The organism is Methylobacterium sp. NPDC080182, from assembly GCF_050281105.1.
In the GTDB taxonomy this organism is placed as follows: domain Bacteria; phylum Pseudomonadota; class Alphaproteobacteria; order Rhizobiales; family Beijerinckiaceae; genus Methylobacterium.
This window is the reverse complement of record NZ_JBNNWO010000019.1, coordinates 83389-106319: the sequence shown is the minus strand read 5'-3', so window position 1 is coordinate 106319 and position 22931 is coordinate 83389. Positions and strand designations below refer to the sequence as shown.

Sequence of the window (22931 nt, the reverse complement as noted above, 5' to 3'; positions counted from 1 at the left end):
ATGCCGCGGGCCGTGGCCTGCAGGCCGGCCGCCGCGGTCGAGACCTGCGCGACGATCCCGCCGACGGCGTCGGCGAAGCGGTCGGCGACCTGCCGGATCGCGAGGCCGCGCTGGCGCTCCGCGTCCTGCCGGGCCGCCTCGGCCTCGGCCTCCAGCTGCCGGGTGCGGATCAGGTTGTCCTTGAACACCTGCACGGCCGCCGCCATGGCGCCGATCTCGTCGCGTCGGTGCCGGAACGGGACCTCGGTGCCGGCCTCACCCCGCGCCAGCCGGGTCATCGCGGCGGTCATCGCGGCGATCGGCCGCGAGATGTAGAGGAGGCCGAAGATCGCCGCCGCCAGGGCGGACACCAGCGCGAGGCCGATGCTGGCGACGGCCGCGGCGGACGCGGCCTCGACTCGGGTCATCGCCGCGTCCGCGTCCTGCTGGGCCGCTTTCTCGTCGTGGTCCGCCAGACGGGCCAGGGCCGCCCGGGCACCGTCGTACAGTGCCACGACGTCGGGCCGGATCAGCAGCGCGGTCGCCTCCGTCTGCCGCCCCGCCTCCACGAGGCGCCGCACGTCCTGATCCACCTCCGCGAATCGGGTCCAGGACGCGCCGAACGCGTCGTAGTGCCGCCGCTCCTCGGCGGTGGTGATCAGCGGTTCGTAAGCCCGGCGCGCGTCGCGCAGCCGCGCGTGCGTGTTCGCCAGGGCGGCCTCATTGGCGTCCCGGTGCTCCGGCGTATCCGACAGCAGGATGAGCCGGTACTGCTTGATGCGCACCTCGGAGGCCGCCACTTCGATCGCGCCGACCTTCTCGAGGGAGGGCACCCAGTCCCTGGCCAGCGCCGTCGCAGCCTGCCCGATCCCGGCCAGCTGACGGAGGGACAGACCGCCCTGCGCCGCGGAGATCAGGGCAAGTCCCGCGAAGAGAAGGGCCAGGATTGCTTTGAGTGGAATGGATGCGCGCATGACGATCCTCGGCCAGATCCGAGTGCGGGACGGTCGCATCGGGCGGTCCGACGCAGGCGACTGCATCTAGCCACTTCAGGATCTCGCGCAACTCGCGCCTTAAAAACATCATAGAACGATTTTCACTTATAATAATGCTCTAGAACCGATAATTTACCGAACAAAGCTACATTATCATATCAGATAAAGGTCAACCGTCGCGCAAGTTCGGGTATCTGCTTCGGCCGAAAATCTCTCTTATCCAGACGAAAGCGTTGACGGCGACGATACAAGTGACGCTTGTGCCGGACCCGCACGCGACGGTCCGCGTCGACCGAGCCCCCATCCTTCCGAGAGGATTCCGCGCCCGGCCGCGATGCCTACCCGAGTCCTCACGCACCTCCGTCGATCCGGCCTTCCGCCGGGATCACCGGGACGAGTTGCACCCCGGCCTTCGCTCCTGCATTGCTCCTCAACCGCAAGGGGAGGGTTCGGGGCATGTCGACGGCTCGGGTCACCGTGGTCGATCACCCGCTGGTGCAGCACAAGCTGACCCATCTGCGGGACAAGAACCGCTCGACCAAGGGCTTCCGGCAGATCCTCAACGAGATCGGGATGCTCCTGGCCTACGAGGTGACCCGTGACCTCCCGCTGGAGCCCGTCACCATCGAGACGCCCCTCCAGCCGATGCAGGGGCAGCAGATCCAGGGCAAGAAACTGGTGCTCGCGCCGATCCTCCGCGCCGGAGTGGGCTTTCTCGACGGCATGTTGTCGCTGGTCCCGTCGGCCCGCGTCGCGCATATCGGGCTCTACCGGGATCCCGAGACGCTGGAAGCCGTGGAGTACTACTTCAAGGCGCCGTCCGATCTGGCCGACCGGACGGTGCTGGTGCTGGATCCGATGCTGGCGACCGCCAACTCGGCGATCGCGGCCCTCGACCGCCTCAAGGCCCGGGGCGCCTCCGACCTCCGCTTCGTCTGCCTGCTGGCGGCGCCGGAGGGCCTCGCCAAGTTCCAGGCCGCCCATCCGGACGTGCCGGTCTGGACCGCGGCGATCGACAGCCACCTGAACGACCACGGCTACATCGTCCCGGGCCTCGGCGACGCCGGCGACCGGATGTACGGCACCCGCTAGGAGCCGGCCTCAGCGCCGACGCCGGGCTCCGGCGCGGCCCTTGCCGACGACCTTGCGGAGGGTCTGCGAGAGCTGATCCACCGAGTAGGGCTTCTGGATCAGGTCGAAGCCGTGGACGCCCTCCTGCGCCAGCACGTGGCTGTAGCCGGAGGTGAGGACCACCGGCAGGTCGGGCAGGCGCCGCTGCAGCTCGCGGGCCAGCGCGATACCGCCCATGCCGGGCATCACGACGTCGGAGAAGACGGCGTCGAAACGGAAGGGGATCCTCTCGATCTCGACGAGCGCCTCCTCGGCATTGGTCGCCCAGACGGTCTTGTGCCCGAGATCTTCCAGGATCTGCGTGGCGAAGCGGCCGACCTCGATGTTGTCCTCGACCACCAGCACGCAGAGGCTGGCGCCGTCGAGCCCGCTCTCCTCGCTCCGCGGCGTGACGGACATGTCCGGCGCGTGCTCCGCCTGCGGCAGGTAGAGCGTGAAGGTCGTGCCGTGGCCCGGGCTGCTGGACACGTCGACGTCGCCCCCGGACTGCTTGGCGAAGCCGAAGACCTGGGACAGCCCGAGCCCGGTGCCCTTGCCGATGTCCTTGGTGGTGAAGAACGGTTCGAAGATGCGCGGCAGCACGTCGGCCGGAATGCCGATGCCGGTGTCGGACAGCGACACCGCCGCGAAGGTGCTGCGCGACCCCGCATGACCGCGGATCGCCGGCATCGGCCGGTCGCCGGATAGCTTCAGGGTGAGGGTGCCCTCACCGCCCATCGCGTCGCGGGCGTTCACCGCCATGTTGATCAGCGCGGTCTCGAACTGGCTGAGGTCGGCGCGGATGTAGCAGGGGGTGGCGGGGATCTCGGCCAGAACGCTGATGCGCGCTCCGGTGACCGAATCCAGCATCTCCGCCACGGCCCGCAGCGAGGCGCCCACCTCGAAAACCTCGGGCCGGAGGGCCTGACGGCGCGCGAAGGCCAGGAGCTGGCCGGTCAGCTTGGCGGCGCGGTCGACCGTGTCGGAGATGGCCTCGACGTAACGGCGACGGCGCTCCTCCGGCAGGTCCGGGCGCTTGAGCAGGTCGGTGGAGGATTTGATCACCGTCAGCAGGTTGTTGAAGTCGTGGGCGACGCCGCCGGTCAGCTGCCCCACCGCTTCGAGCTTCTGCGACTGCCGCAGCGCCTCCTCCACGCGCTCGCGCTCGGCGCTCTCGGACTGGAGTTTGGCATGAGCCTCCGCCAACGCCTGCATACTGCGTCGCTGCTCGGTCAGGTCCGTCAGGATCCCGCAGAGGAGCGGCTGATCGCCCTGGCAGGCGAAGCGGCTGAGCGACAGGAAGGTCGCGCTCTCCGATCCCGCCGCCGCGCGCAGCGCGATCTCCTCGCGGACGGGCCCGTCCATCGCGTGCCGGATCAGGCGCCCGAGGTCGACATCCGCGTGGACGAAATTCCGGAGCGCGCGGCCGGTCAGGCGCTCCTGCTGCTCGCCGAGCATCTCGGCCAGCCGCCGGTTGCAGTAGAGCAGCGTCCCGTCCAGCGCCAACGTGAACGCGCCTTCCTGCATCTGCTCGATCAGTGCCCGGTAGGGCAGGTCCGCGTTCTCGAGCGTGTAGACGAGGCGCTCGTGGTTCGGGCCCTCCACCACGACGGCGTCGAAATCGCCCCGGCGGATGGCCGCGAGGGTCTCCTCGCTCTCCTCCAGCCGCGCCTCGAGCTCGCGGATATGGGCGCGATAGGCGTCGAGCCCGGGCTCGTCGCCGGGCAGCAGAGCGTCCACACCCATCAGAGCGGCTCCGCGGCGGACGCGATCTCGAGACTGCGCAGCACGCGGCCCTCATCCAGGAGGTCGCCCGAGAGGCGCCGTTCCGGCCCCGGCGCCAGTCTCAGGAGTGTGGGCGCGGCGAGGATCCCGTCGCGCTCGGCAAGGTCGGGCTGCTGATAGATGTCGACGATCTCCAGCTCGTAGCGGCCCGGGAAGTGGGCCTCGCAGATGCGGCGCAGCACTTCGACCGCGCGCAGCGAGCGCGACGCGGTTCCGGCCACGAACAGCCGCAACCGGACGTGCTCCGCGTCCGTCGGAGACGAGGCGGCCGCGTTCAAGGCCGGTCGGCCTTGGGACGGATGTCGAGGCCGACCAGAACCTTCTCGGTGTTCGACAGGTCGCCGATGATCCGCTTGAGCGGCGACGGCAGCCGGCGCACGAGGGTCGGGATCGCGAGGATCTGATCGCCGGCGGCGAGCTGAGGGTTCTTCATGAGGTCGATGACCTCGATGTCGTAATGGCCGGCCAGGTGCTCCTCGCAGAACCGCTTCAGGTTGCTCAGGGCAGCGAGAGACTTGGCCGTCTGCCCGGCGACGTAGAGGCGCAGGTGATAGTGGCCGGAATCGCGGTCGGGATCCGTCTCGGGTGCTTGGTCGTCCGATGTCGTATCGCTCATTCCGCGGCACTCCGTCGTGCGCTCAACGCCTGCTGCTCCGCCGCGAGCGTGACGCCCCGCGCCGCGTCCTCGGTACGCAGGCTCTCCTCCTCGTCCACGGCCGCCTCAAGACCGGCCCTGAGCTCCTCGATCTGACGCTCCAAGGCGGAGCGTCGGCGCGCCATATCTCGGAGCCGGCGCTCGGTCGCGTCCCGGTGCTGCAGCGCGGCCGCGCGTTCCTGAGCCTCCTGAACCAGGCGCGCGGTGCCGGTGAGAACACCTGAAGGACCAATATAGGCATCCACCAACTGGATCCCGTCCGACGACATCAGAAATTCGCGGATCTGGTTGGAGTGGCTCATACCCCGCGCCTTGATGACGTAGAGGGTCCGCGTCCGCTCGCCGTTCGCCTCCATGTTCTGAAGCTTGATCCAGGCATCCATCAGGGAGGACACGCCGAGATCGTTGTCCTCGATCAGGGAGCCGTCGCCGCGGAGGGTCGTGAAGATCGCCGTGATGCCGCGGGTCTTGATCAGGTCGATCATGCGCAGGAGCGTCGCCTGCAGCTCGCCCGACGACCCGCGCAGGGCCGAGATCGGGTCGAGCACCACCACGTCCGGCCGGAACTGGTCGAGGTCGCGGTGCATCCGCGCGAGATGCGTCTCCAGACCGAACAGGCTCGGCCGCGCGGCCTCGAAGCGGAGGCGGCCGCTCGCCACGTGCGCGGCGAGGTCGAGCCCGATCGAGCGCGCGTTGCGGATGATCTGGGCACCGCTCTCCTCGAACACGAAGGCCATGCAGCGCTCGCCGCGCCGGCAGGCCGCGTCGAGGATCGAGGCGGCGAGCATGCTCTTCCCGGTCCCGGCCTCGCCGGAGATCAGGATCCCGGAGCCGCGATGGAAGCCCCGCGGCCCCAGCATGGCGTCGAGCCCGGCGATCCCCGTCGAGAGGATGCCGTCGGGCACCCCGTAGACGAGATCCGCCGAGGTCACCGGCAGGACGCTGATCCCCGCGTGATCGATCAGGAACGGGTACTCGTTGGTGCCGTGGGCGGAGCCTCGATACTTGACGACGCGCAACCGTCGCGTGGTGATCTGGTCCTCGACGCGGTTGTCGAGCAGCACGACGCAGTCGGAGACGTACTCCTCCAGGCCCTGGCGGGTGAGCGGCCCGTCGCCGCGCTCGCCCGTGATGATCGCGGTCAGGCCGCGATCCTTGATCCAGCCGAACAGGCGGCGCAGCTCGGCGCGGAGCAGGGTCGGATCGGTGAAGCCCGCGAACAGCGTCTCGATCGTGTCGAGGACGACGCGCTTGGCCCCGATCGAGTCCACCGCGAAGCCGAGGCGGATGAACAGGCCCTCGAGGTCGTACTCGCCGGTCTCCTCGATCTCGCTCCGCTCCACGCGCACGTGGTCGATGGCAAGATGGCCCGCGGCGATGAGACCGTCGAGGTCGTAGCCGAGCGACGCGACGTTCGCCGCCAGATCCTCGGCCCGCTCCTCGAAGCTCATGAACACGCCGGGCTCGCCGTAGAGCGTCGCGCCGTTGACCAGGAAGGTCGTGGCGAACAGCGTCTTGCCGCAGCCCGCGGCGCCGCAGATGAGCGTCGGCCGCCCGGCCGGCAGACCGCCATGGGTCAGGTCGTCGAAACCGGTGATGCCGGTCGCGACCTTGGGCAGTGTCCGGGCGGCTTGCGGGTCGGGCACGATGGGCGAATCCCTGGACGTCTCGGAGGACGGCAAGTCCGGAAGTGGGGCGGCGCTTTCAACCCTGCCGGGCCGATCGGGACGGTTCGCACCGCGAGAGACGCGGAGGCTGGCGCGAACAGCGCGTCGAACGGGCGGAACACCGGTGGAATGCGGTATGGCAACGGGTCCGCCCGCGCAATATGGGTGTGTGACGCGTCTGGCCGCCATCCCGTCGACGGACTGCGCAGACCGATGGAGGGCCTCCATGCTCGGCTGGGACGTCGACGTCAACGAGGCCCTGACGGCGCCGGCCGTCGCGCGCAACCGCGACGCGATCCTGGCCGTGCTCCGCGAGATCCTGCCCGACAGCGGCACCGTTCTGGAGATCGCCAGCGGCTCCGGTGAGCACGCGGTCCACGTCGCCGCGGCTCTGCCGGGCCTGGACTGGCTGCCGAGCGATCCCGAACCCGCCGCCCGGCGCAGCATCGCCGCGCACGCGCTCCGGGCCGGGCTCGACAATATCCGGCCGCCGCTCGCGCTCGACGCCGCCGCCGCGGCGTGGCCCGTCGCGCGGGTCGACGGGATCGTGTGCATCAACATGATCCACATCGCGCCCTGGGCCGCCACCGAGGGTTTGATGGCCGGCGCCGGCCGGGTCCTGAGCGCGGGCGGCGTCCTGTTCCTGTACGGGCCGTTCCGCGAGGCGGACCGGCCGTTCGCGGAGAGCAACGCCGCCTTCGACGCCTCCTTACGCGCGCGGGATCCCGCCTGGGGCGTGCGGGACCTCGACGCCGTCGCGGCGGAAGCGGCCCGGCACGGGCTCAGCCTGGTCCGGCGCGTGGCCATGCCCGCCAACAATCTGAGCCTGATCTTCAGGCGTGCGGACAGGTGAGCGCCCGTCTGTCACGGCTTTCCGCATCTGCACACTGTATTCAAGCATCCGCGTGCTGCACTATCCTGTCCTGGACCCGATGCGGCGGCAAAAGCCGCACGGGCCGCAGGAGGAAGCCCATGCCGATGGAACGCAGCGTCTCGAGCCGGGCCCTGGCCCTGCTCGCAGTGGCCGGATTACTGGGATCGACGCAGGCGCGGGCCGCGGATCCCATCAGGATCGGCGTGATCGCCGAGGCGCAGTCGGTGGTCGGGGCCTCGATCCCGCAGGCCGTCCAGCTCGCCGCCGACGAGATCAACGCCCAGGGCGGCGTCGACGGGCGCCAGATCCAGGTCGTCACCTACGACGACAAGTCCTCCGCCTCCGACGCGGTCCGCGCCTTCCAGCGGGCGGTCTCCGAGGACAAGGTCAACCTCGTCATCGCCAGCTACATCTCGGAGGTCGTGCTGGCGCTGATGCCCTGGGCGGCCCGGCTCAAGACGCCGATGATCACGCCGGGCGCGGCCTCGAACGAGATCAGCGCCGCGGTCCACAAGGACTACGCGCGCAACAAGTACACCTTCCACGGTTACCTGACCTCGGCGGCGCTCGCCCAGTCCATCTGCGATTCCACCAAGGACATGCTGATCGACCTGATGAAGGTGAAGACCGCCGCGATCATGAGCGAGGACGCGGCCTGGACCCGGCCGCTCGACGTCGGTTACGAGAAGTGCCTGCCCGAGATCGGCGTGAAGGTCGTCGACCACATCCGCTTCTCGCCGGACACGGGCGACTTCACGCCGATCTACAACAAGATCGAGGCGGCCAAGCCCGACCTGATCGTCACCGGCATCTCGCATGTCGGCGTGCAGCCGACCGTGCAGTGGCAGAACCAGAAGGTGCCGCTCGCCATGACCGGCATGAACTCGCAGGCGACGTCCTCGACCTTCTGGTCGAACACCAACGGCGCGACCCAGGGCGTGATCTTCCAGAGCATCGCGGTGCCGGGCGCGGCGATCACCGACAAGTCGCTCGCCTTCAGCGCCGCGTTCAAGAAGCGCTTCGGCAGCGACCCGTCCTACGCCGGGTACATGGCCTACGATCAGGTCTACTACGCCGCCGACGCGGTGAAGCGGGCCGGCACCACGGAGGCCGACAAGCTGGTCGACGCCCTGGAGAAGACCGACTGGGTCGGCACCGTCGGGCGCACGCAGTTCTACGGCAAGGACGACCCGTTCACCCACTCGATCAAATACGGGCCGGGCTTCGTCACCGGCCTGATGGCGCAGTGGCAGGACGGCAAGCAGGTCGCGGTCTGGCCGAAGAGCCTCGCGCAGGGCGCGATCGTCCTCCCGGCCGCCGTGAAGGCGGCGGCCCGCTAGGCGGCTCCCCGGACCGGCAACGGGCGCGCGGCTTGCCAAGCGCGCCCGTTGCCGCAAGTAGAGCCGGGCCGCGACACCGTGAGCGCGGCCGAGACGACGTGCGCGCTGAGGACAATCGCTGATGGCCACCACCGACCTGCCCGGGACCATGCGCCAGATCCGTTACGCGGGTTCCGGCGGACCGGAGGTGATCAGCCTGGAGAACGCGCCCGTGCCGAGCCCGGGGCCCGGCCAGGTCCTGATCGAGGTGGTGGCGGCCGGGGTGAACCGGCCCGACGTCGCGCAGCGGTCCGGGGTGTACCCGCCGCCGCCCGGCGCCACCGAGATTCCGGGCCTCGAAGTCGCCGGCCGCGTGGTCGCGCTCGGCAGCGGAGTCGAGGGCCTGTCGGCCGGCGACGAGGTCTGTGCCCTGGTGATCAGCGGCGGCTACGCCGAGTACGCCGTGGCCGAGGCGGCCCACTGCCTGCCGCGACCGAAGGCCGTCTCGCTGGTCGATGCCGGCGGTCTGCCGGAGACCTTCTTCACGGTCTACTCCAACGTGGTCCAGCGCGGCCGCCTGACGCGCGGCGAGAGCTTCCTCGTCCACGGCGGGTCGAGCGGCATCGGCGCCACGGCGATCCAGATCGCCAAGCATGTCGGCGCCCGGGTCTTCGCGACGGCGGGCTCCGCCGAGAAGTGCCGGTTCTGCGAGGATCTCGGGGCGGATGCCGCGATCGACTACAAGCAGGCCGACTTCGCCGAGGAACTGAAGCGCCTCACCGACGGGCGCGGCGTCGACGTCATCCTCGACATGATCGGCGCCAGCTACCTCGCCCGGAACCTGAAGTCGCTGGCACCGGACGGGCGGCTGGTGATGATCGCGCTGATGGGCGGCTACAAGGTCGACGGGTTGAACATCACGCCGATCATGCGCAACCGCCTGACCTTCACCGGCTCGACGCTCCGGCCGCGCGGGAAGGCCGACAAGGCCGCGATCGCCGACGGTCTCCGCCGGGACATCTGGCCCGAACTCGAGGCCGGACGCATCCGGTCCGTCACCCACGCGACGTTCCCGCTCGAAGAGGCGCGGGCGGCGCACGAGCTGATGGAATCGAGCGCCCATCTCGGCAAGATCCTGCTGACGACCGGCCGCTGAGCCGGCCCCGTCAGGAACCTGCCTCGGCGGCCCCGCGTTGGCGGCCGGTAACGAGATCGTGTCGCACAGCGCCCGTTCCGGCGTGTGGCGTCCCGCCGAGGAAGGTTTTGCACATGGCCGAGAGACTGAACCCCAACGAGAGCCGCCAGGGCGAGCGCGGCAAGCCGGTGCTCTGGGTCCTGGTGGCGAGCCTCGTCCTGCTGGCGATCGCGACCGTGGGCCTGCTCACGTGGAACGGCGCCAACTCGCCGAAGGACTACGCCAGTCAGAGCCAGGACGCGTCGCGCAAGGAGGTGACGGGCTCGGTCAACGGCCAGTCCGGCGGCTCGTCGCCGTCGAACAGCACCGCCGTTCCGGGCGGCAACCCGTCCTATCCGCAGCCGGCCCAGCCGGGCGCGAACGGCGCGCCGAAGTAAGGCGTCGCGCGCGGGACGGGATGCGCCGTCCCGCGGCCGACTCTCTCAGCGGGTCGGGATCGGCGTCGGGCCGCGGTAATCATAGAAGCCGCGCTTGGCCTTCCGGCCAAGCCAGCCGGCCTCGACGTACTTCACGAGGAGCGGGCAGGGCCGGTACTTCGAATCGGCGAGGCCCTCGTAGAGAACCTGCATGACCGACAAGCAGGTATCGAGGCCGATGAAGTCGGCCAGCTGCAGCGGACCCATCGGGTGGTTCGCGCCGAGCTTCATGGCGGTGTCGATCGACTCGACCGATCCGACGCCCTCGTAGAGCGTGTAGATCGCCTCGTTGATCATCGGCAGCAGGATCCGGTTGACGATGAAGGCCGGGAAATCCTCCGACATCGTCGACGTCTTGCCGAGCTTTGCGATGAACGCCTTGGCCGACTCGTAGGTCGTGTCCTCGGTGGCGATGCCGCGGATCAGCTCGACGAGCTGCATCACCGGCACCGGGTTCATGAAGTGGATGCCGATGAACTTCTCCGGCCGGTCGGTCGCCGCCGCCAGCCGGGTGATGGAGATCGACGACGTGTTGGTCGCCACCAGGGTCTCCGGCCGCAGCGACCCGCACAGCGTGGTGAAGATCTCGCGCTTGGTCGCCTCGTTCTCGGTCGCCGCCTCGATGACGAGATCGCACGGGCCGAGGGCAGCGAAGTCGCGGGCGGGGACGATGCGCGAGCGGGCCTCGCCGCTGTCGCCTTCGGTGAGCGTGCCCTTCGAGACGAGGCGCGCGAGGCTGCCCTCGATCACCGACAGCCCGTTCTCGAGCCGGGCGGGATCGCGGTCGTTCAGCAGAACCTCGAAGCCGGCGGTGGCGCAGACCTGCGCGATGCCGCTGCCCATCTGGCCCGCGCCGACGATGCCGACCCGCTTGATCTCCATATGCATGTGCCGACCTGTGCCCCCAAGGCGGATGCCGCAGCGCTGCCGCCCAGCTCTCTGGACGGCACGGACGCGACGGCACCGCGCGAAGTCTCGCCGCTGCTGCCTTCTAGACCAATCCTCGATCCGGAAGGAACCCGTGAAGCCGCGTTCTGCGACAATGCTCGCGGGTTGCCAGATCCGGTGCCGTTACTGGCCCTTGGCTTTGCCGATCTCGGATTGCAGCTCGGGAACGACCTGGAACAGGTCGCCGACGAGGCCGTAATCGGCCACCTGGAAGATCGGCGCGTCCTCATCCTTGTTGATGGCGACGATGACCTTCGAGTCCTTCATGCCGGCGAGGTGCTGGATCGCGCCCGAGATGCCCACCGCGACGTAGAGGTCCGGCGCCACGACCTTGCCGGTCTGCCCCACCTGCCAGTCGTTCGGCGCGTAGCCCGCGTCCACGGCGGCGCGCGAGGCGCCGACGGCGGCACCAAGCGAGTCGGCCAGCGGCTCGATCAGCTCGTGGAACTTGTCCGAGGAGCCGAGCGAGCGGCCGCCGGAGACGATGATCCGCGCCGAGGCGAGTTCCGGCCGGTCGGACTTCGCGATCTCCTCGCCCTTGAAGCTCGAGCCGCCCGCCTCGGGCGCCGCCGCCGAGACGGCCTCCACCGGCGCCGGGGCGCCGCCCTCTTCGGCCGCCTTGAAGGCCGCCGTGCGCACGGTGATCACCTTCTTGCCGGCGGGCGCCTGCACGGTCTGGATGGCGTTGCCGGCGTAGATCGGCCGCTCGAACGTGTCGGGCGAGACCACCTTGATGATGTCGGAGACCTGCGCGACGTCGAGCAGGGCGGCCACGCGCGGCAGCACGTTCTTGCCCGTTGTCGAGGCCGAGGCGATGATCGTGTCGTACGGCTCGGCGATGGCGGCGATGAGCGCCGAGACCGGCTCGGCGAGGTCGTGGTCGTAGACGCCGTCCTCGGCGTTCAGGACCTTCTCGACGCCGTCGAGCTTGCCCGCGGCCTCGGCCACGGCCTTGGAGCTGGTGCCCAGCACGAGGGCGTGGACCGGCGCGCCGATCTCCTTGGCGGCGGCGAGCGCCTTCAGCGTGCTGTCCTTGATCTGGCCGTTGCCGTGCTCGACGAAGAGGAGTGTCGTCATGATCTGCTGGTGCCCTCGAAGGTGGTGGCGCGGGGCTCGACCGTCGACCGGGAGCCCCGCCTCGGATCAGATGACGCCGGCTTCGACCTTGAGCTTCTGGACGAGCTCGGCCGCGGAGGCGACCTTCACGCCGGCCGAGCGGCCCGGCGGTTCGGCGGTCTTCAGCACCGTGAGCCGCGGCGTGACGTCGACGCCGAGCGCGTCGGGTGCCAGCTCCTCCAGGGGCTTCTTCTTGGCCTTCATGATGTTGGGCAGCGATGCGTAGCGCGGCTCGTTGAGGCGGAGGTCCGTCGTCACGATGGCCGGCAGCTTGAGGCTCACGGTCTGCAGGCCGCCGTCGACCTCGCGGGTGACGTCGAGGCTGCCCTCGCCGGGCTCGATCTTATACGCGAAGGTGCCCTGAGGCCAGCCGAGCAGGGCGGCGAGCATCTGGCCGGTCTGGTTCGAGTCGTCGTCGATCGCCTGCTTGCCGAGGATGACGAGCTCCGGGCTCTCCTTCTCGACGACGGCCTTCAGGAGCTTCGCGACGGCGAGCGGCTCGCAGTTCACGTCGGTCTTCACCAGGATCGCCCGGTCGGCGCCCATGGCGAGCGCCGTGCGCAGCGTCTCCTGCGCCTGCTGCGGGCCGATCGACACGGCCACGATCTCGGTGACCTTGCCCTTCTCCTTCAGACGGATCGCCTCCTCGACGGCGATCTCGTCGAAGGGGTTCATGGACATCTTGACGTTGGCGAGCTCGACGCCGGAGCCGTCGGCCTTCACGCGAATCTTGACGTTGTAGTCCACCACCCGCTTGACGGGCACCAGCACCTTCATGGCGGTCACGATCCTTCCCCGGAGGATTCTTGTCGTCGTGCAGGCCACTCCCACGGGCGCGCGAGGCGCAGCGTGGCCGGGGCACGCAAGGCGCCGGACCGTAACGGCCACATTTCCGCCTTGTCAACGCGGCGCCGTGGCGGCCCCGCGAAAACCGCGATGCCGGCTCAGCGATTGGCGCCGGGCACCCAGAGCACGTCGTCGGCCCCGTCGCCGTTCGCCGCCCGGCTCGCCACGAACAGGAAGTCCGACAGGCGGTTGAGGTAGCGCAGCGCCTCCGGCGAGACCGTCTCGTCCTCCCGCGCCGCGAGGCTGACCGCGAGCCGCTCGGCGCGCCGGCAGACGGTCCGGGCGAGGTGCAGCGCCGCGGCAGCCGGCGAGCCGCCGGGCAGCACGAAGGATTTCAGCGGCGGGATCGCGGCGTTGAGCGCGTCGATGTCGCGCTCCAGCCGGTCGACCTGGCTCGCCACGATCCGCAGCGGCTCGTAGGGGAGGGGCTCCGGGGTCGGCGGCGTCGCGAGATCGGCGCCGAGGTCGAACAGGTCGTTCTGGATCGCCCCCAGCATCCCGTCGAGGGGGCCCTGCGTGTGCAGGCGCGCCATGCCGATGCAGGCGTTGGTCTCGTCGACGGTGCCGTAGGTCTCGACCCGCAGGTCCGCCTTCGAGCGCCGCTGCCCGTCCGCCAGCGCGGTCGTCCCCTTGTCGCCGGTCCTCGTGTAGATGCGGTTGAGCTTGACCACGGGGTGGCGTGCCTCAGAACGTGTAGCCGATCTTGCCGCCGAAATTGGTCAGGCCGCGGTTGTTGGCGCAGAGCCCGGCATTCGACATGTGCTCGACCGTCGCCATGATGCTCCAGTGCTCAGTCAGGCGGAAGCCCAGGGCAGCCGCCTCGCGGAACATCGGCGAGCAGCCGAGGGTGTTGAAGCCGTAGGGCGTTTCGGCCTTCGGGCCGGTCCAGCCGTTATGGGCCACGCCGCCGAAGAACCCGTCGAGGAACACGCGGCGGTTGAAGGTCTCGGGGAAGATCTCGAGCGTCCAGGTCGCGCCGAGATAGGCGTAGCTGGTCCGGCCGCCGGTGTTGTAGCTGCCGCCGACGGTCGGCCGCGGCACGAAGGCCTGCCAGAACGGATCGTCGCTGATGCGCGGCTTGGCGAACAGGATCTCGCCGTTGACGTTCGCCTTGCTGAATCCGGGGAGCTTGCCCTCGGCGCTCCCGGGATCCTGCACCGAGCCGCCGATCCGGATCTCCGACACGATGCTGAGCGGCTGGACGGGGGCCGCGTAGGCGGCGGGCGGCGGCGGCGCGAGGTCGGCGGCCGAAGCCGGCAGAATCGCCGCCCCGGTCAGAAGGCCGAACAGACGGAGGCGGGAAGGGGCAGTCATGCGGGCTCGGCCGGTTAGGCGCAGCGATTTGCTTCTACTGAGCGTAGCAGAGGCCCGCGCGGCGGGGCGGCCTATTCATCCTTCACCGGATCGAAAGGTGTTCGGTGCGGCGGCGCGGTCACACCCGCCCCGACGACCTCACGCCGAGCGCCACCAGACGACGCCCATGATGATCACGATCGCGACGAACTGCAGGAGCACCCGGAGGCGCATCAGCTTCTGCGAGAGGTTCACGCTGCCGCCGCGCATCATGTTGGCGAGGCCCGCGACGAGGACCGCGGCGACGGCGAGGCAGGCGATCAGGACGAGGGTGTTGGACGACATGCGGTCGGGGATCCGGGTGGGGCGCGAGCCGCGATGCGGCTCGGCGCGTCGTTGAGGTCTCGGGCGCTCAGTTGCGGCGGAGCAGGCGCTCGAAATAGTCGAGTTCCTCGCGGGGGCGACTCGGGTCGCCGAGCTTGCGCCGCAGCTCCTCCATGATGCGCCGGGCGCGCTGGACCGCGGACTCGTCGGCCGTGGGGACGCGGACCCGCCCATCGCTCATGTCGCGGCCGCGGGTCGGGCGCCCGAGGGGATCGTCGTCGCGCGCGCCGGCCTGACCCTGCTGGCCCGGCTGCTGACCGCCCTCCTGCTGGCCCTCGCCCTGGCCCTCGGCCATCTCCTGCATCTGCTGGGCCATGCCGTCGGCGCCGCGCTTGAGGCCGTCGAGGGCGCGGCCCTGCGCGTCGACCGCGCCGTCCGGATCGCCGTCCTTCAGCGCGTTCTCGGCCTCGCGCATGGCGTCCTCGGCGTCGGAGAGGCCCTGCTCGCCGCGCATGCCGTTCTCCTTCATGCGCTTCTGAAGGTCCTCCAGCCGCTGCCGGAGCGCCTGCTGGCGCTCGCCGACGCCGCCCTGCTGGCCCTCGCCCTGCTGCCCCTGACCCTTCTGGCCCTGTTGGCCTTGCCCCTGCTGGCCTTGCCCCTGCTGACCCTTCTGACCCTGCTGGCGCTGGCCCTGCTGCCCCTGGCCCTGCTGGCCGCGCTGTCCCTGCTGCGGCTGGCCGCGGTTCTGCGGGCGCTGGCCGTCGCGCTGCTCCTCGCCGTCCTTGAAGGTCTCGTCGCGCAGGCCCTGCTGCTCGCGCGACATCGCGTCGAGATCGCGCATCTGCTTCTGCATCTCGCGGGACGCCTGATCGGAGCGTCCGCCGCGCTCGGCGGTCTGGAGATTCTCCAGGATGTTGCGCAGCTGCTCCATCAGGCGCTGCGCCTCGGCGGTGTCGCCGCGCTTCATCGCCTCCGCCATGTCCTGGATCATCTTGTCGAGATCCTCCGGCGTGACGGTCTTGGTCTGTCCGTTGTTCTGGCCGCGCTCGCTCTGCTCGCGGGGCTCGCGGCCCTGCTTCTGCGCCATCTCGGACAGGAACTTGTCGAGCGCCTGCTTCAGGTCCTGCGTCAGGCGCTTGATCTCGTCGTCGGGCGCGTTGCGCTCGATCGCCTCCTTCAGCCGGTCCTGGGCCTGGCGGAGCTGCTTCTCGGCGTCCGACAGGTCGCCGTCCTCGATCTTGAGAGCCATCTCCCACAGGAGGTCGGCCACCGCGACCAGGTCGGAATCCGTCCGGGCGCGGCGCAGCCGCTCGGTCGCCGTCCGCAGGCCGAGGAAGATCGCGGGCTGCGGCGTGAAGGTGTCGGGCGCGACCAGCAGGGCGTCCAGCGCCCCCTGGACCCAGCGGCGATCCGTGTCGGGCGCGGTGACGAGGCGGCGGCGCTCCTCGGCGAGGGCCCGCGCCAGCGGCTCGCGGAACGGCCGGGCCGGCAGGACGATCTCGGCATCGGGCGTGCGCCCCTCCTGGCCGGCCTCGTCCTTGACGACGATGTGGTAGCGGACCTTCGCGCCGGACCAGGGGCTCTCCGTCAGATCCACGAGGGTCTTGGTGTCGGTCTCGCCGCTGGCGTCGCCGGGCAGCGCCAGGTTGATCTGCGGCACCGGGACCAGGGCGCGGGCGGATTTCAGCGGCTCGATCACAGCCTCGGCCGAGCTGATCCCGTAATCGTCCTTCGCCCGGTAGGTCAGGTTGAAGGTGCCGCGCCCGTTCACCTCGGGGCCGCCCACGGCGGTCACCTCCGGCGGCCGGTCGGGGATCGCGTCGACGGTCAGGCGCTGCCTGCCCGCCGGGGTCACGATCGTCAGCTCGGCGCCGCCGACGACGCGATAGCGCTCCTCGCGCAGGTCGGGACGCGCCTCCTGCCCTGGGACCGGGACGAGTCCCGCGTTCGGCGTGAGCGTCGTCTCGGACGCGGCCTTGCCCTGGCCGGCGACCCGCACGATCAGCTGCGCGTTGATGGGCGCGCGCAGGTGCTGGTCGCTCCCGTCCATGGCGATCAGCAGCGGCGGAAGCCGCGTGTAGAGCGGCGGGTCGATCCAGCCGTCCACGCGGAAGTTCGGGCCGGGCGCCGCCGGCTCCTGCCAGTCGAAGGCGGCGCCGATCCGCTGGCGCCACTCGGGGCCGGCCACGAACAGGCTGGCGACCGCCGCGACCACTAGGCCGGCGCGCAGCGCGAAGGGGTCGTGCCGGGTCATGCCCGGCCGCGGCAGGCCGACCCGCAGGGCCGAGATCGCCTGCGCGGCGCGGCGCTGGTGGAGGTCCCACAGCAGCCGGCTCCCCGGATCGGCGGCGCCGACGGCGAGGCTGTCCTGGGCGGCCGAGGCCGGCCCGTGCCGCAGCTTCGGATCGCGAGAGGCGGCCTCGCGGTCGAGCCGCGCCAGGGCGAGGCGCCGGTCCGGCCGGGCGATGTGGATCAGCGGCAGGAGCGCGGCGACGAACAGGATGGCGAGGGCGCCGAGGCCGATCTGGCGCCAGAGCGGCGTGAGGTCGAGCCAGACGCCCGCCCAGGAGACGACCAGGAAGAGCAAGAAGACGCCGATACCGCGCCAGAGCACGGGCCAGGCCTGCTCCCACAGGGCGGCGGCCTGCGCCTGCGCCACGAGCCGGTCGAGCCGCGTGGACGCCGCGTCCGCTCCGCCCACCCGGGTCTTGCTCTCGGTGCCGTTGCTGCCGATCACGCCGACCGTTCCGCCTCACGCCGAAGGAGTGGCCCACGGAGCCGCCTTCGGCGGGCCCCGTCACACGTGCCTAGCATGGTGGGCCGCGCGGGTCGGCGGGTCAAATCGGCGCGACGGCGGCCCGACCGGCGCGCCGGTCAGTTGTGCGCCTGGATGAAGTTGCGCACCTGCGGGTAGATCTGCGATTCCCAGCGCCGCCCGGCGAAGACGCCGTAATGGCCCACGCCCGCCTGAAGGTGGTGCGTCCGCATGTACGGGGCGAGGTCCGAGCACAGGTCGTGGGCCGCCATGGTCTGCCCGACCGCGCAGATGTCGTCCCGCTCGCCCTCGACCGTCATCAGCGCCGTGCGACGGATCGCGCGCAGGTCGATCGGCTCGCCCCGATACGACACCGCGTTCCGGGCCAGGGCGTGGTCCTGGAACACGGTCTTGACCGTCTCCAGGTAGAAATCGGCGGCGAGATCGAGCACCGCGAAATACTCGTCGTAGAAGGTCTCGATCGCCTCGGCCTTGTCGTGCTCGCCGTTGGCCATGTGCCAGAAAAGGTCGGCGTGGCCCTGGACGTGGCGCTTGGCGTTCATCGCCATGAAGGCCGAGACCTGCACGAAACCCGGATAGACCTTGCGGCCGGCCCCCTTGTGGCGCGACGGCACCGTGGCGATCAGGTTCTTCTCGAACCACTCGATCGGCTTGGAGGTCGCGAGCTCGTTCACGCCCGTCGGGTTGACCCGGCAATCCACCGGGCCGGCCATCAGGGTCATGCTGCGCGGGGCGGCCGCATCCTTCGACTGCGCCATCGCGGCGGCGGCCACGAGGGCCTGCACGGCGGGCTGGCAGACCGCCACCATGTGGGCGCCTTCGCCCATGGTCCGCAGGAACTGGATGAGGTGGCTCACGTAGTCGTCGAAGCCGAAGGTCCCGTCGGAGAGCGGCACGTCCCGGGCGTTGTGCCAGTCGGTGATGTAGACGTCGTGGTCGGGCAGCATCGTGCGCACGGTGGCGCGGAGTAGCGTGGCGAAGTGGCCCGACATCGGCGCCACCATCAGCACCTTGGGCTGCTCGGTGTGGATGTCCTTCTTGAAGTGGAGCAGCGTGGCGAAGGGCGTGACCTCGACCGCCTCCTCGGAGACCGGGACGCTCCGGTTCCCGACATTCACCGACTCGATACCGTAGGGCGGCCGCGCGAAGGTCAGGCCGGCGCGCATCATCATCCGGGCCCCGGCGGACATCCAGGTCGCCGGCTCGCCCCACCCGACCCAGGGCGACCAGATGTCGTTCAGCAGCCGCCCCCACGCCCGGGTCTGGGCGGCCATGTCGGTCTGCAGATCGAACGCGTCGTACAGCATCGGGCAGGCACTCGCTTGAGCCCTGCCCGGCACGCGGGCCATCGGGGCGGCAACGTTGGCGGATGCCGGAGTGAGGGTTGCATCAGCGTGGCCGTGCAGGATGGGTCCCGTTCCCGGAGGCGGCAACTGTCCGATAGGCGGATGCGAACAAGAATTGTCGTGACGTGACTTTGATGCACCACGCGCCGCGCCGATCACATTCGGGTGTGCCGAATCGCCCGGCACACCCCCGCCGTCACGAGGCGCGGCGAATGACCGGGCGCGGGTCGGACTCGCTCCGACGATGCTCGCAGGCGACCTTGAGGTACCGGTCGCTGCCCCCGGGCAACCCCGCCTGGGCGGCCATCGTCTGGGCGTGCATCAGGCATTCCATCGGCGTGTGCGCCGGCGCGACGATGACGTCGAGGGCGGTGTCGCGCGAGCAGTCCTGGGCCAGCAGCGTGCCGGCACAGACGAGGGCAACGGAGAGCAATTCCGACATGACGGACCTCAGCTTCGAGTGATCGAAAGGTCCGCGGGGTGCTCCGGCGTGCGAGCCACCGCGTTGTCGTTGCCTGGTCGCTTCCTCCGGTTGCTGAAGACTTGAAGCACGTCATGTGCCAGCGCAGCACGACGCGTCCCTTGAGAGGTGCAACGCCGTCCGGGCCGGACTCAGTCGCGGGCGGGAAGCCAGCGCGTCTCCGGCTCGTCGGCGGGCAGGAGCGCCGCGACCGCGTCGAGGTCGACCACGTACTGATCGGTGAGGCGCTGCCACATCTCGACCGGCGAGGCGACCTGCGGCCGGAGCCCGTCGAGGGCGCGGGCGAGCAGGGCCGCATTGACGAGCTTCGGGCGCGGCACGAGCGGGTCAGCGTTCAGCATCGATGACGATCCCATTGGAGTGACGCCATCCTGGGTCGATCGTGGTTAATGATGGGTTACGTGCCGCCTCGACATCTTGCGCTGTTCTTGCGGACGCTTTCGCGCCGGGCTCTGAGCTGGATTCGCCGGCGCCCCCGGTCACGCCGAGGCGCCGCCAGACCTGAGCAACGCTGCCCGCGGACGCACCGGGCCGCGCGGGATCGCCCAGGCGAATCAACGCGCGTTCGCCAGGGCGTCGGCACCCGCTCGAGTTCACAAGCCGGACCCCTTCCCTTATCAGGCAGGCGCATCGAGCCTGTCCCGGCCGACGAAGTGCCGCCGCGCAGGGCGCGCACGGCTCCGGTCGCGCGGCTCCGGTCGATTGTGCGAACGGGACATCATGGACGCCAAACCTGAAGCGATCGGCGCGACGCAGGAGCCGACGGCGCGACTCGTGCTCGCGTCCGCTTCGCCCCGCCGTCTCGCGCTGCTCCAGCAGATCGGGATCGAGCCCGCGGCGCTCCTGCCCGCCGAGATCGACGAGACACCGCGTAAGGCCGAGCCGCCGCGCGAGCTGGCGCGGCGCCTCGCGCGGACGAAGCTCGCCACCGCCGAGGCGGCGCTCCACTTGGAGGACACGACGACGCCGACTTGGCTTCTCTCGGCCGACACGGTCGTCGCGGTCGGGCGGCGCGTCCTGCCGAAGGCCGAGATCCCCGACGAGGCCGCGGATTGCCTGCGCCTGCTCTCGGGCCGGCAGCACCGGGTCTACACGGCGGTCTGCGTGCTCTCGCCCCGCGGGCGCCGCGAGCGGATCGTCGAGAGCCGCGTCCGGTTCAAGCGGCTCTCGGGTCGGGACATCCAGGGCTACGTGGCCTCGGGCGAGTGGCGCGGCAAAGCCGGCGGCTACGCGATCCAGGGCTTGGCCGGGGCCTTCGTGGTCAAGCTGGTCGGCTCGTACAGCGGCGTGGTCGGCCTGCCGCTCTACGAGACCCTGAGCCTGCTCGACGGCGAAGGATATCCTGTGCGGGCCGGGTGGGGCGCCCTCGCATGAACCGCGAACGCCGGCCGCCGCCCTGTCCGATCTGCCGGAAACCGTCCGCGCCGGAGTTCCAGCCGTTCTGCTCCCAGCGCTGCGCCGACGTCGATCTGGGGCGCTGGCTCAACGAGCGCTACGCGATCCCCGAGGAGCTCGATCCCGACGCGCCGCCGCCCCCGCCGGATCCGGAGCGCTGAATTTTTCGGCCTTCCGGTCCCGTCGATGTCACGCGAGGCTGGACAGGCCGCCAAGCACTCACTATACCCCGCGACGTCCGAGGCCGGCACCGGCGCGGACGACGCCCAGGTAGCTCAGTTGGTAGAGCATGCGACTGAAAATCGCAGTGTCGGCGGTTCGACTCCGTCCCTGGGCACCATCATCCCGCTGAGCGCCCGACCATCGGATCGGTAGAGCCGGCGACAGGATCCTCGATTTTCTGACAATATTCGGCTGTAGGTCGCGCGCGTCCGTGCGTCCCGGTCAGCGCGTCTCCGCGTCGCGCAGGTGCAGGTAGGTCGGATCGAATTCGGCCGCTTCCTGCAGCCCGGCCCAGTCGTGGACGGTGAGGCGGCGACCCCGGAGCGTGATCAGGCCGGCGGCTTTGAGATCGCGGATCGTCCGGTTGACGTGGACCGACGTGATCCCGAGGGCATCCGCGAGTTCGGGCTGCGTCATCGGCAGGTCGCAGGTCCGGTCGGGTGCCAGACCGACGGCGTCGAGGCGGGTCATCAGCTCGCAGAACAGGTGAGCCATCCGCGCATACGCTTCCCGGCGCCCGGTGTTGAGCATCCATTCCCGGACCAGGGCGGCGTCCATCAGCGTCGCGCGCCAGAACACCTCGTTGAGGCGCGGGTGCGCCCGCAGCATCGCCCGGACCGTGTCGTGCTGGACGAAGCCGAGGCGGCAGGCGCTCACCGTGGCGATGTTGATGTCGAGCACCTCCAGAAACAGGCTCTGGAAATCCGGCACGTCCCCGGGGACGTGGTAGCTCATCACCTGCCGCTTGCCCGCGCGTGTCGACTTGTAGGTGCAGGCGATACCGCTGAGCAGCGTGAAGCTCCGCGACGGCCGGTCGCCCTCCCGAATGATGTCCTGGTTGGGCTCGAACTGGGCGACCTGCAGCGGGAGCGCGACGAGGGCGGCGCGCTCCGCGTCGGACAGCCGGAACAGGGCCACGGTCTCGATCCGGCGCAGGAACGGGTCTCTGACCGACGGTTGGGGTGTCTCGTTCATCGCGCCTCGGCCGTCCGGCAGAAGCGCTCGGCGTCGCGCGGCCGGTCGTCCACCGTCGTTGGTCCCCGCGTAAGTGTAGGGTCCCGGTCGGGCGCGACCAGGGCGAGGGCCGGCACCGGGCGCCCTCGGTGAGGCCGGGACTGGAATTTACCGGCCCGTCCGCGCACAGAAGTCCGGCGGCGCGATCGCCGTTCAGCCTGACGGAAAGCCCGATGAACACGGCAGATCTCGCCCCGCACGCGCATCAGGTCCTGCGCGACGCGACCCTGCCCGAGCTGCCCCGGCACTACCGCGGCAAGGTCCGGGACAATTACGACCTCCCCGACGGCCGTCGCATCCTCATCACGTCGGATCGGATCAGCGCCTTCGACCGGGCGCTCGCGGCGATCCCGTTCAAGGGCCAGGTCCTGACCCAGACCGCCCGCTACTGGTTCGAGCAGACCGCCGACCTGTGCCCGAACCACGTCCTCGCCTATCCCGATCCCAACGTGGTGGTCGGCCGGCGCCTGGAGATCCTGCCCGTGGAGGTGGTGGTGCGCGGCTACCTCGCGGGCACCACGTCGACCTCGATCCTGACGCGCTACCGCGCGGGCGAGCGGGACATGTACGGCCACACCTTCCCCGACGGGATGCGGCCGAACCAGCGCCTGCCGGAGGCGATCATCACGCCGACCACCAAGGCGTTCGACGGCGGCCACGACGAGCCGCTCACCGAGGCGGAGATCCTCGAGCGCGGGTTGCTGACGCGCGCGCAGTGGGAGACCGTGTCGAGGGCGGCCCTGGCGCTGTTCGCGCGCGGGACGGCGCTCGCGGCGGAGCGCGGCCTGATCCTGGCCGACACGAAGTACGAGTTCGGCACGGATCCCGAGGGCCGGATCGTCCTCGCCGACGAGATTCACACGCCGGACAGCAGCCGGTACTGGTTCGCGCAGAGCTATCCCGAGCGCTTCGCCGCCGGTTCGGCCCCGGAGAGCTTCGACAAGGACTTCGTGCGCAACTGGGTCGTCGCCCGCTGCGACCCGTACAAGGACGCCATCCCGGAGATCCCCGCCGAGGTCGTCCTGGAGACCGCGGCGGTCTACATCCGCGCCTACGAGACGATCACGGGCAAGCGCTTCGTCCTGCCGGACCCGGCCGAGGAGCCCCTGGAGCGGATCCGGCGCAACATCGCCGCCTATCTCGCGGCGTAGCCTCGGGGTCGGGACAGGAGGTGC

24 protein-coding genes and 1 tRNA gene are annotated in these 22931 nt (G+C 70.3%); 9 read left to right on the top strand and 16 right to left on the bottom strand.

What is annotated here, in order from left to right; translation table 11 throughout:
• Positions 1-953: MCP four helix bundle domain-containing protein (locus ACQKQD_RS27990; RefSeq protein WP_427510162.1), on the bottom strand; the 953-nt coding region annotated here is incomplete at its 3' end.
• Between the two features lie 477 nt (positions 954-1430).
• Here ACQKQD_RS27990 and upp point away from each other — a divergent pair.
• A complete protein-coding gene (upp, locus tag ACQKQD_RS27985; protein WP_020096508.1) occupies positions 1431-2066 on the top strand; it encodes a uracil phosphoribosyltransferase in 636 nt (211 codons plus the stop codon).
• 9 nt (positions 2067-2075) lie between these two features.
• On the opposite strand, the gene ACQKQD_RS27980 is transcribed toward upp, so the two are convergent.
• The 4 genes from ACQKQD_RS27980 to kaiC are packed head-to-tail and all read right to left on the bottom strand — an operon-like array spanning position 2076 to position 6170.
• The gene (locus ACQKQD_RS27980; RefSeq protein WP_427510161.1) at positions 2076-3830 is read right to left on the bottom strand and encodes an ATP-binding protein; all 1755 of its coding nucleotides are present in this window, start codon (positions 3828-3830) and stop codon (positions 2076-2078) included.
• On the bottom strand, positions 3830-4102 hold the full coding sequence (locus ACQKQD_RS27975; RefSeq protein ID WP_020096506.1) for a circadian clock KaiB family protein: 273 nt from the start codon (positions 4100-4102) through the stop codon (positions 3830-3832). Before ACQKQD_RS27975 ends, ACQKQD_RS27980 begins: the two co-directional genes overlap by 1 nt.
• A 41-nt stretch (positions 4103-4143) precedes the next feature.
• Positions 4144-4485, bottom strand: coding sequence for a circadian clock KaiB family protein (locus ACQKQD_RS27970; RefSeq protein ID WP_056528328.1), 342 nt, complete (start codon positions 4483-4485; stop codon positions 4144-4146).
• The gene (gene kaiC / locus ACQKQD_RS27965; RefSeq protein ID WP_427510160.1) at positions 4482-6170 is read right to left on the bottom strand and encodes a circadian clock protein KaiC; all 1689 of its coding nucleotides are present in this window, start codon (positions 6168-6170) and stop codon (positions 4482-4484) included. Before kaiC ends, ACQKQD_RS27970 begins: the two co-directional genes overlap by 4 nt.
• Before the next feature lie 247 nt (positions 6171-6417).
• Between kaiC and ACQKQD_RS27960 the strand changes: the two genes are divergently transcribed.
• From ACQKQD_RS27960 to ACQKQD_RS27945, 4 genes are all read left to right on the top strand, one after another.
• Positions 6418-7044, top strand: a complete 627-nt coding sequence (locus ACQKQD_RS27960) for a DUF938 domain-containing protein (RefSeq protein ID WP_427510159.1) — start codon at positions 6418-6420, stop codon at positions 7042-7044.
• Positions 7045-7163: 119 nt separating this feature from the next.
• Complete coding sequence (locus tag ACQKQD_RS27955) at positions 7164-8405, top strand: ABC transporter substrate-binding protein (RefSeq protein WP_100251139.1); 1242 nt, start codon at positions 7164-7166, stop codon at positions 8403-8405.
• Between the two features lie 121 nt (positions 8406-8526).
• A complete protein-coding gene (locus ACQKQD_RS27950) occupies positions 8527-9540 on the top strand; it encodes an NAD(P)H-quinone oxidoreductase (RefSeq protein ID WP_091677170.1) in 1014 nt (337 codons plus the stop codon).
• A 113-nt stretch (positions 9541-9653) separates the two neighbouring features.
• Entirely contained in the window at positions 9654-9956 is a 303-nt protein-coding gene (locus ACQKQD_RS27945) for a hypothetical protein (protein WP_020091847.1), read from the top strand.
• A gap of 45 nt (positions 9957-10001) precedes the next feature.
• Here the strand turns inward: ACQKQD_RS27945 and ACQKQD_RS27940 are convergent, their stop codons facing one another.
• The 10 genes from ACQKQD_RS27940 to ACQKQD_RS27895 form a co-directional block, all read right to left on the bottom strand.
• Positions 10002-10883, bottom strand: a complete 882-nt coding sequence (locus ACQKQD_RS27940; RefSeq protein ID WP_026604743.1) for a 3-hydroxybutyryl-CoA dehydrogenase — start codon at positions 10881-10883, stop codon at positions 10002-10004.
• Between the two features lie 183 nt (positions 10884-11066).
• Positions 11067-12020: an electron transfer flavoprotein subunit alpha/FixB family protein gene (locus tag ACQKQD_RS27935; RefSeq protein WP_427510158.1), complete on the bottom strand. Its 954-nt coding sequence runs from the start codon at positions 12018-12020 to the stop codon at positions 11067-11069.
• Between the two features lie 66 nt (positions 12021-12086).
• On the bottom strand, positions 12087-12836 hold the full coding sequence (locus ACQKQD_RS27930; protein WP_056528346.1) for an electron transfer flavoprotein subunit beta/FixA family protein: 750 nt from the start codon (positions 12834-12836) through the stop codon (positions 12087-12089).
• Between the two features lie 167 nt (positions 12837-13003).
• On the bottom strand, positions 13004-13576 hold the full coding sequence (locus ACQKQD_RS27925) for a cob(I)yrinic acid a,c-diamide adenosyltransferase (RefSeq protein ID WP_056528350.1): 573 nt from the start codon (positions 13574-13576) through the stop codon (positions 13004-13006).
• A 13-nt stretch (positions 13577-13589) separates the two neighbouring features.
• Complete coding sequence (locus tag ACQKQD_RS27920) at positions 13590-14219, bottom strand: acyloxyacyl hydrolase (protein WP_020091852.1); 630 nt, start codon at positions 14217-14219, stop codon at positions 13590-13592.
• Between the two features lie 138 nt (positions 14220-14357).
• Entirely contained in the window at positions 14358-14543 is a 186-nt protein-coding gene (locus ACQKQD_RS27915) for a twin transmembrane helix small protein (RefSeq protein ID WP_020091853.1), read from the bottom strand.
• Positions 14544-14610: 67 nt separating this feature from the next.
• Complete coding sequence (locus tag ACQKQD_RS27910; protein ID WP_427510157.1) at positions 14611-17259, bottom strand: TIGR02302 family protein; 2649 nt, start codon at positions 17257-17259, stop codon at positions 14611-14613.
• Positions 17260-17396: 137 nt separating this feature from the next.
• Positions 17397-18605 (bottom strand): polyhydroxyalkanoate depolymerase, encoded by a 1209-nt coding sequence (locus ACQKQD_RS27905; RefSeq protein WP_427510156.1) that lies wholly within the window; start codon positions 18603-18605, stop codon positions 17397-17399.
• A 235-nt stretch (positions 18606-18840) separates the two neighbouring features.
• Positions 18841-19086 carry a hypothetical protein gene (locus ACQKQD_RS27900; RefSeq protein ID WP_020091856.1) on the bottom strand — a complete coding sequence of 82 codons (246 nt, stop codon included), beginning with the start codon at positions 19084-19086 and terminating at the stop codon, positions 18841-18843.
• A gap of 170 nt (positions 19087-19256) precedes the next feature.
• Entirely contained in the window at positions 19257-19466 is a 210-nt protein-coding gene (locus tag ACQKQD_RS27895) for a hypothetical protein (RefSeq protein WP_020091857.1), read from the bottom strand.
• 379 nt (positions 19467-19845) lie between these two features.
• Between ACQKQD_RS27895 and ACQKQD_RS27890 the strand changes: the two genes are divergently transcribed.
• From ACQKQD_RS27890 to ACQKQD_RS27880, 3 genes are all read left to right on the top strand, one after another.
• Positions 19846-20499, top strand: coding sequence for a Maf-like protein (locus tag ACQKQD_RS27890; protein WP_091677159.1), 654 nt, complete (start codon positions 19846-19848; stop codon positions 20497-20499).
• Positions 20496-20681: a DNA gyrase inhibitor YacG gene (locus tag ACQKQD_RS27885; protein WP_020091859.1), complete on the top strand. Its 186-nt coding sequence runs from the start codon at positions 20496-20498 to the stop codon at positions 20679-20681. The genes ACQKQD_RS27890 and ACQKQD_RS27885 overlap by 4 nt, the downstream gene beginning before the upstream one ends.
• Positions 20682-20784: 103 nt before the next feature.
• Positions 20785-20860 (top strand) — tRNA-Phe (locus ACQKQD_RS27880).
• A gap of 104 nt (positions 20861-20964) precedes the next feature.
• Here the strand turns inward: ACQKQD_RS27880 and ACQKQD_RS27875 are convergent.
• Positions 20965-21717, bottom strand: coding sequence for a Crp/Fnr family transcriptional regulator (locus tag ACQKQD_RS27875; RefSeq protein ID WP_020091860.1), 753 nt, complete (start codon positions 21715-21717; stop codon positions 20965-20967).
• Between the two features lie 212 nt (positions 21718-21929).
• Here ACQKQD_RS27875 and ACQKQD_RS27870 point away from each other — a divergent pair, with 212 nt between their 5' ends.
• Positions 21930-22907, top strand: a complete 978-nt coding sequence (locus ACQKQD_RS27870) for a phosphoribosylaminoimidazolesuccinocarboxamide synthase (RefSeq protein WP_132366547.1) — start codon at positions 21930-21932, stop codon at positions 22905-22907.
• Positions 22908-22931 lie beyond the last annotated feature (24 nt).

Coding starts and splice junctions, on each gene's coding strand:
- ACQKQD_RS27920 (WP_020091852.1), bottom strand. CDS start 14,219: ATGACTGCCCCTTCCCGCCTCCGTCTGTTCGGCCTTCTGACCGGGGCG.
- ACQKQD_RS27955 (WP_100251139.1), top strand. CDS start 7,164: ATGCCGATGGAACGCAGCGTCTCGAGCCGGGCCCTGGCCCTGCTCGCA.
- ACQKQD_RS27905 (WP_427510156.1), bottom strand. CDS start 18,605: ATGCTGTACGACGCGTTCGATCTGCAGACCGACATGGCCGCCCAGACC.
- ACQKQD_RS27940 (WP_026604743.1), bottom strand. CDS start 10,883: ATGCATATGGAGATCAAGCGGGTCGGCATCGTCGGCGCGGGCCAGATG.
- upp (WP_020096508.1), top strand. CDS start 1,431: ATGTCGACGGCTCGGGTCACCGTGGTCGATCACCCGCTGGTGCAGCAC.
- ACQKQD_RS27890 (WP_091677159.1), top strand. CDS start 19,846: ATGGACGCCAAACCTGAAGCGATCGGCGCGACGCAGGAGCCGACGGCG.
- ACQKQD_RS27935 (WP_427510158.1), bottom strand. CDS start 12,020: ATGACGACACTCCTCTTCGTCGAGCACGGCAACGGCCAGATCAAGGAC.
- ACQKQD_RS27950 (WP_091677170.1), top strand. CDS start 8,527: ATGGCCACCACCGACCTGCCCGGGACCATGCGCCAGATCCGTTACGCG.
- ACQKQD_RS27980 (WP_427510161.1), bottom strand. CDS start 3,830: ATGGGTGTGGACGCTCTGCTGCCCGGCGACGAGCCCGGGCTCGACGCC.
- ACQKQD_RS27930 (WP_056528346.1), bottom strand. CDS start 12,836: ATGAAGGTGCTGGTGCCCGTCAAGCGGGTGGTGGACTACAACGTCAAG.
- ACQKQD_RS27960 (WP_427510159.1), top strand. CDS start 6,418: ATGCTCGGCTGGGACGTCGACGTCAACGAGGCCCTGACGGCGCCGGCC.
- ACQKQD_RS27900 (WP_020091856.1), bottom strand. CDS start 19,086: ATGTCGGAATTGCTCTCCGTTGCCCTCGTCTGTGCCGGCACGCTGCTG.
- ACQKQD_RS27895 (WP_020091857.1), bottom strand. CDS start 19,466: ATGCTGAACGCTGACCCGCTCGTGCCGCGCCCGAAGCTCGTCAATGCG.
- ACQKQD_RS27970 (WP_056528328.1), bottom strand. CDS start 4,485: ATGAGCGATACGACATCGGACGACCAAGCACCCGAGACGGATCCCGAC.
- ACQKQD_RS27945 (WP_020091847.1), top strand. CDS start 9,654: ATGGCCGAGAGACTGAACCCCAACGAGAGCCGCCAGGGCGAGCGCGGC.
- ACQKQD_RS27870 (WP_132366547.1), top strand. CDS start 21,930: ATGAACACGGCAGATCTCGCCCCGCACGCGCATCAGGTCCTGCGCGAC.
- ACQKQD_RS27885 (WP_020091859.1), top strand. CDS start 20,496: ATGAACCGCGAACGCCGGCCGCCGCCCTGTCCGATCTGCCGGAAACCG.
- ACQKQD_RS27915 (WP_020091853.1), bottom strand. CDS start 14,543: ATGTCGTCCAACACCCTCGTCCTGATCGCCTGCCTCGCCGTCGCCGCG.
- ACQKQD_RS27875 (WP_020091860.1), bottom strand. CDS start 21,717: ATGAACGAGACACCCCAACCGTCGGTCAGAGACCCGTTCCTGCGCCGG.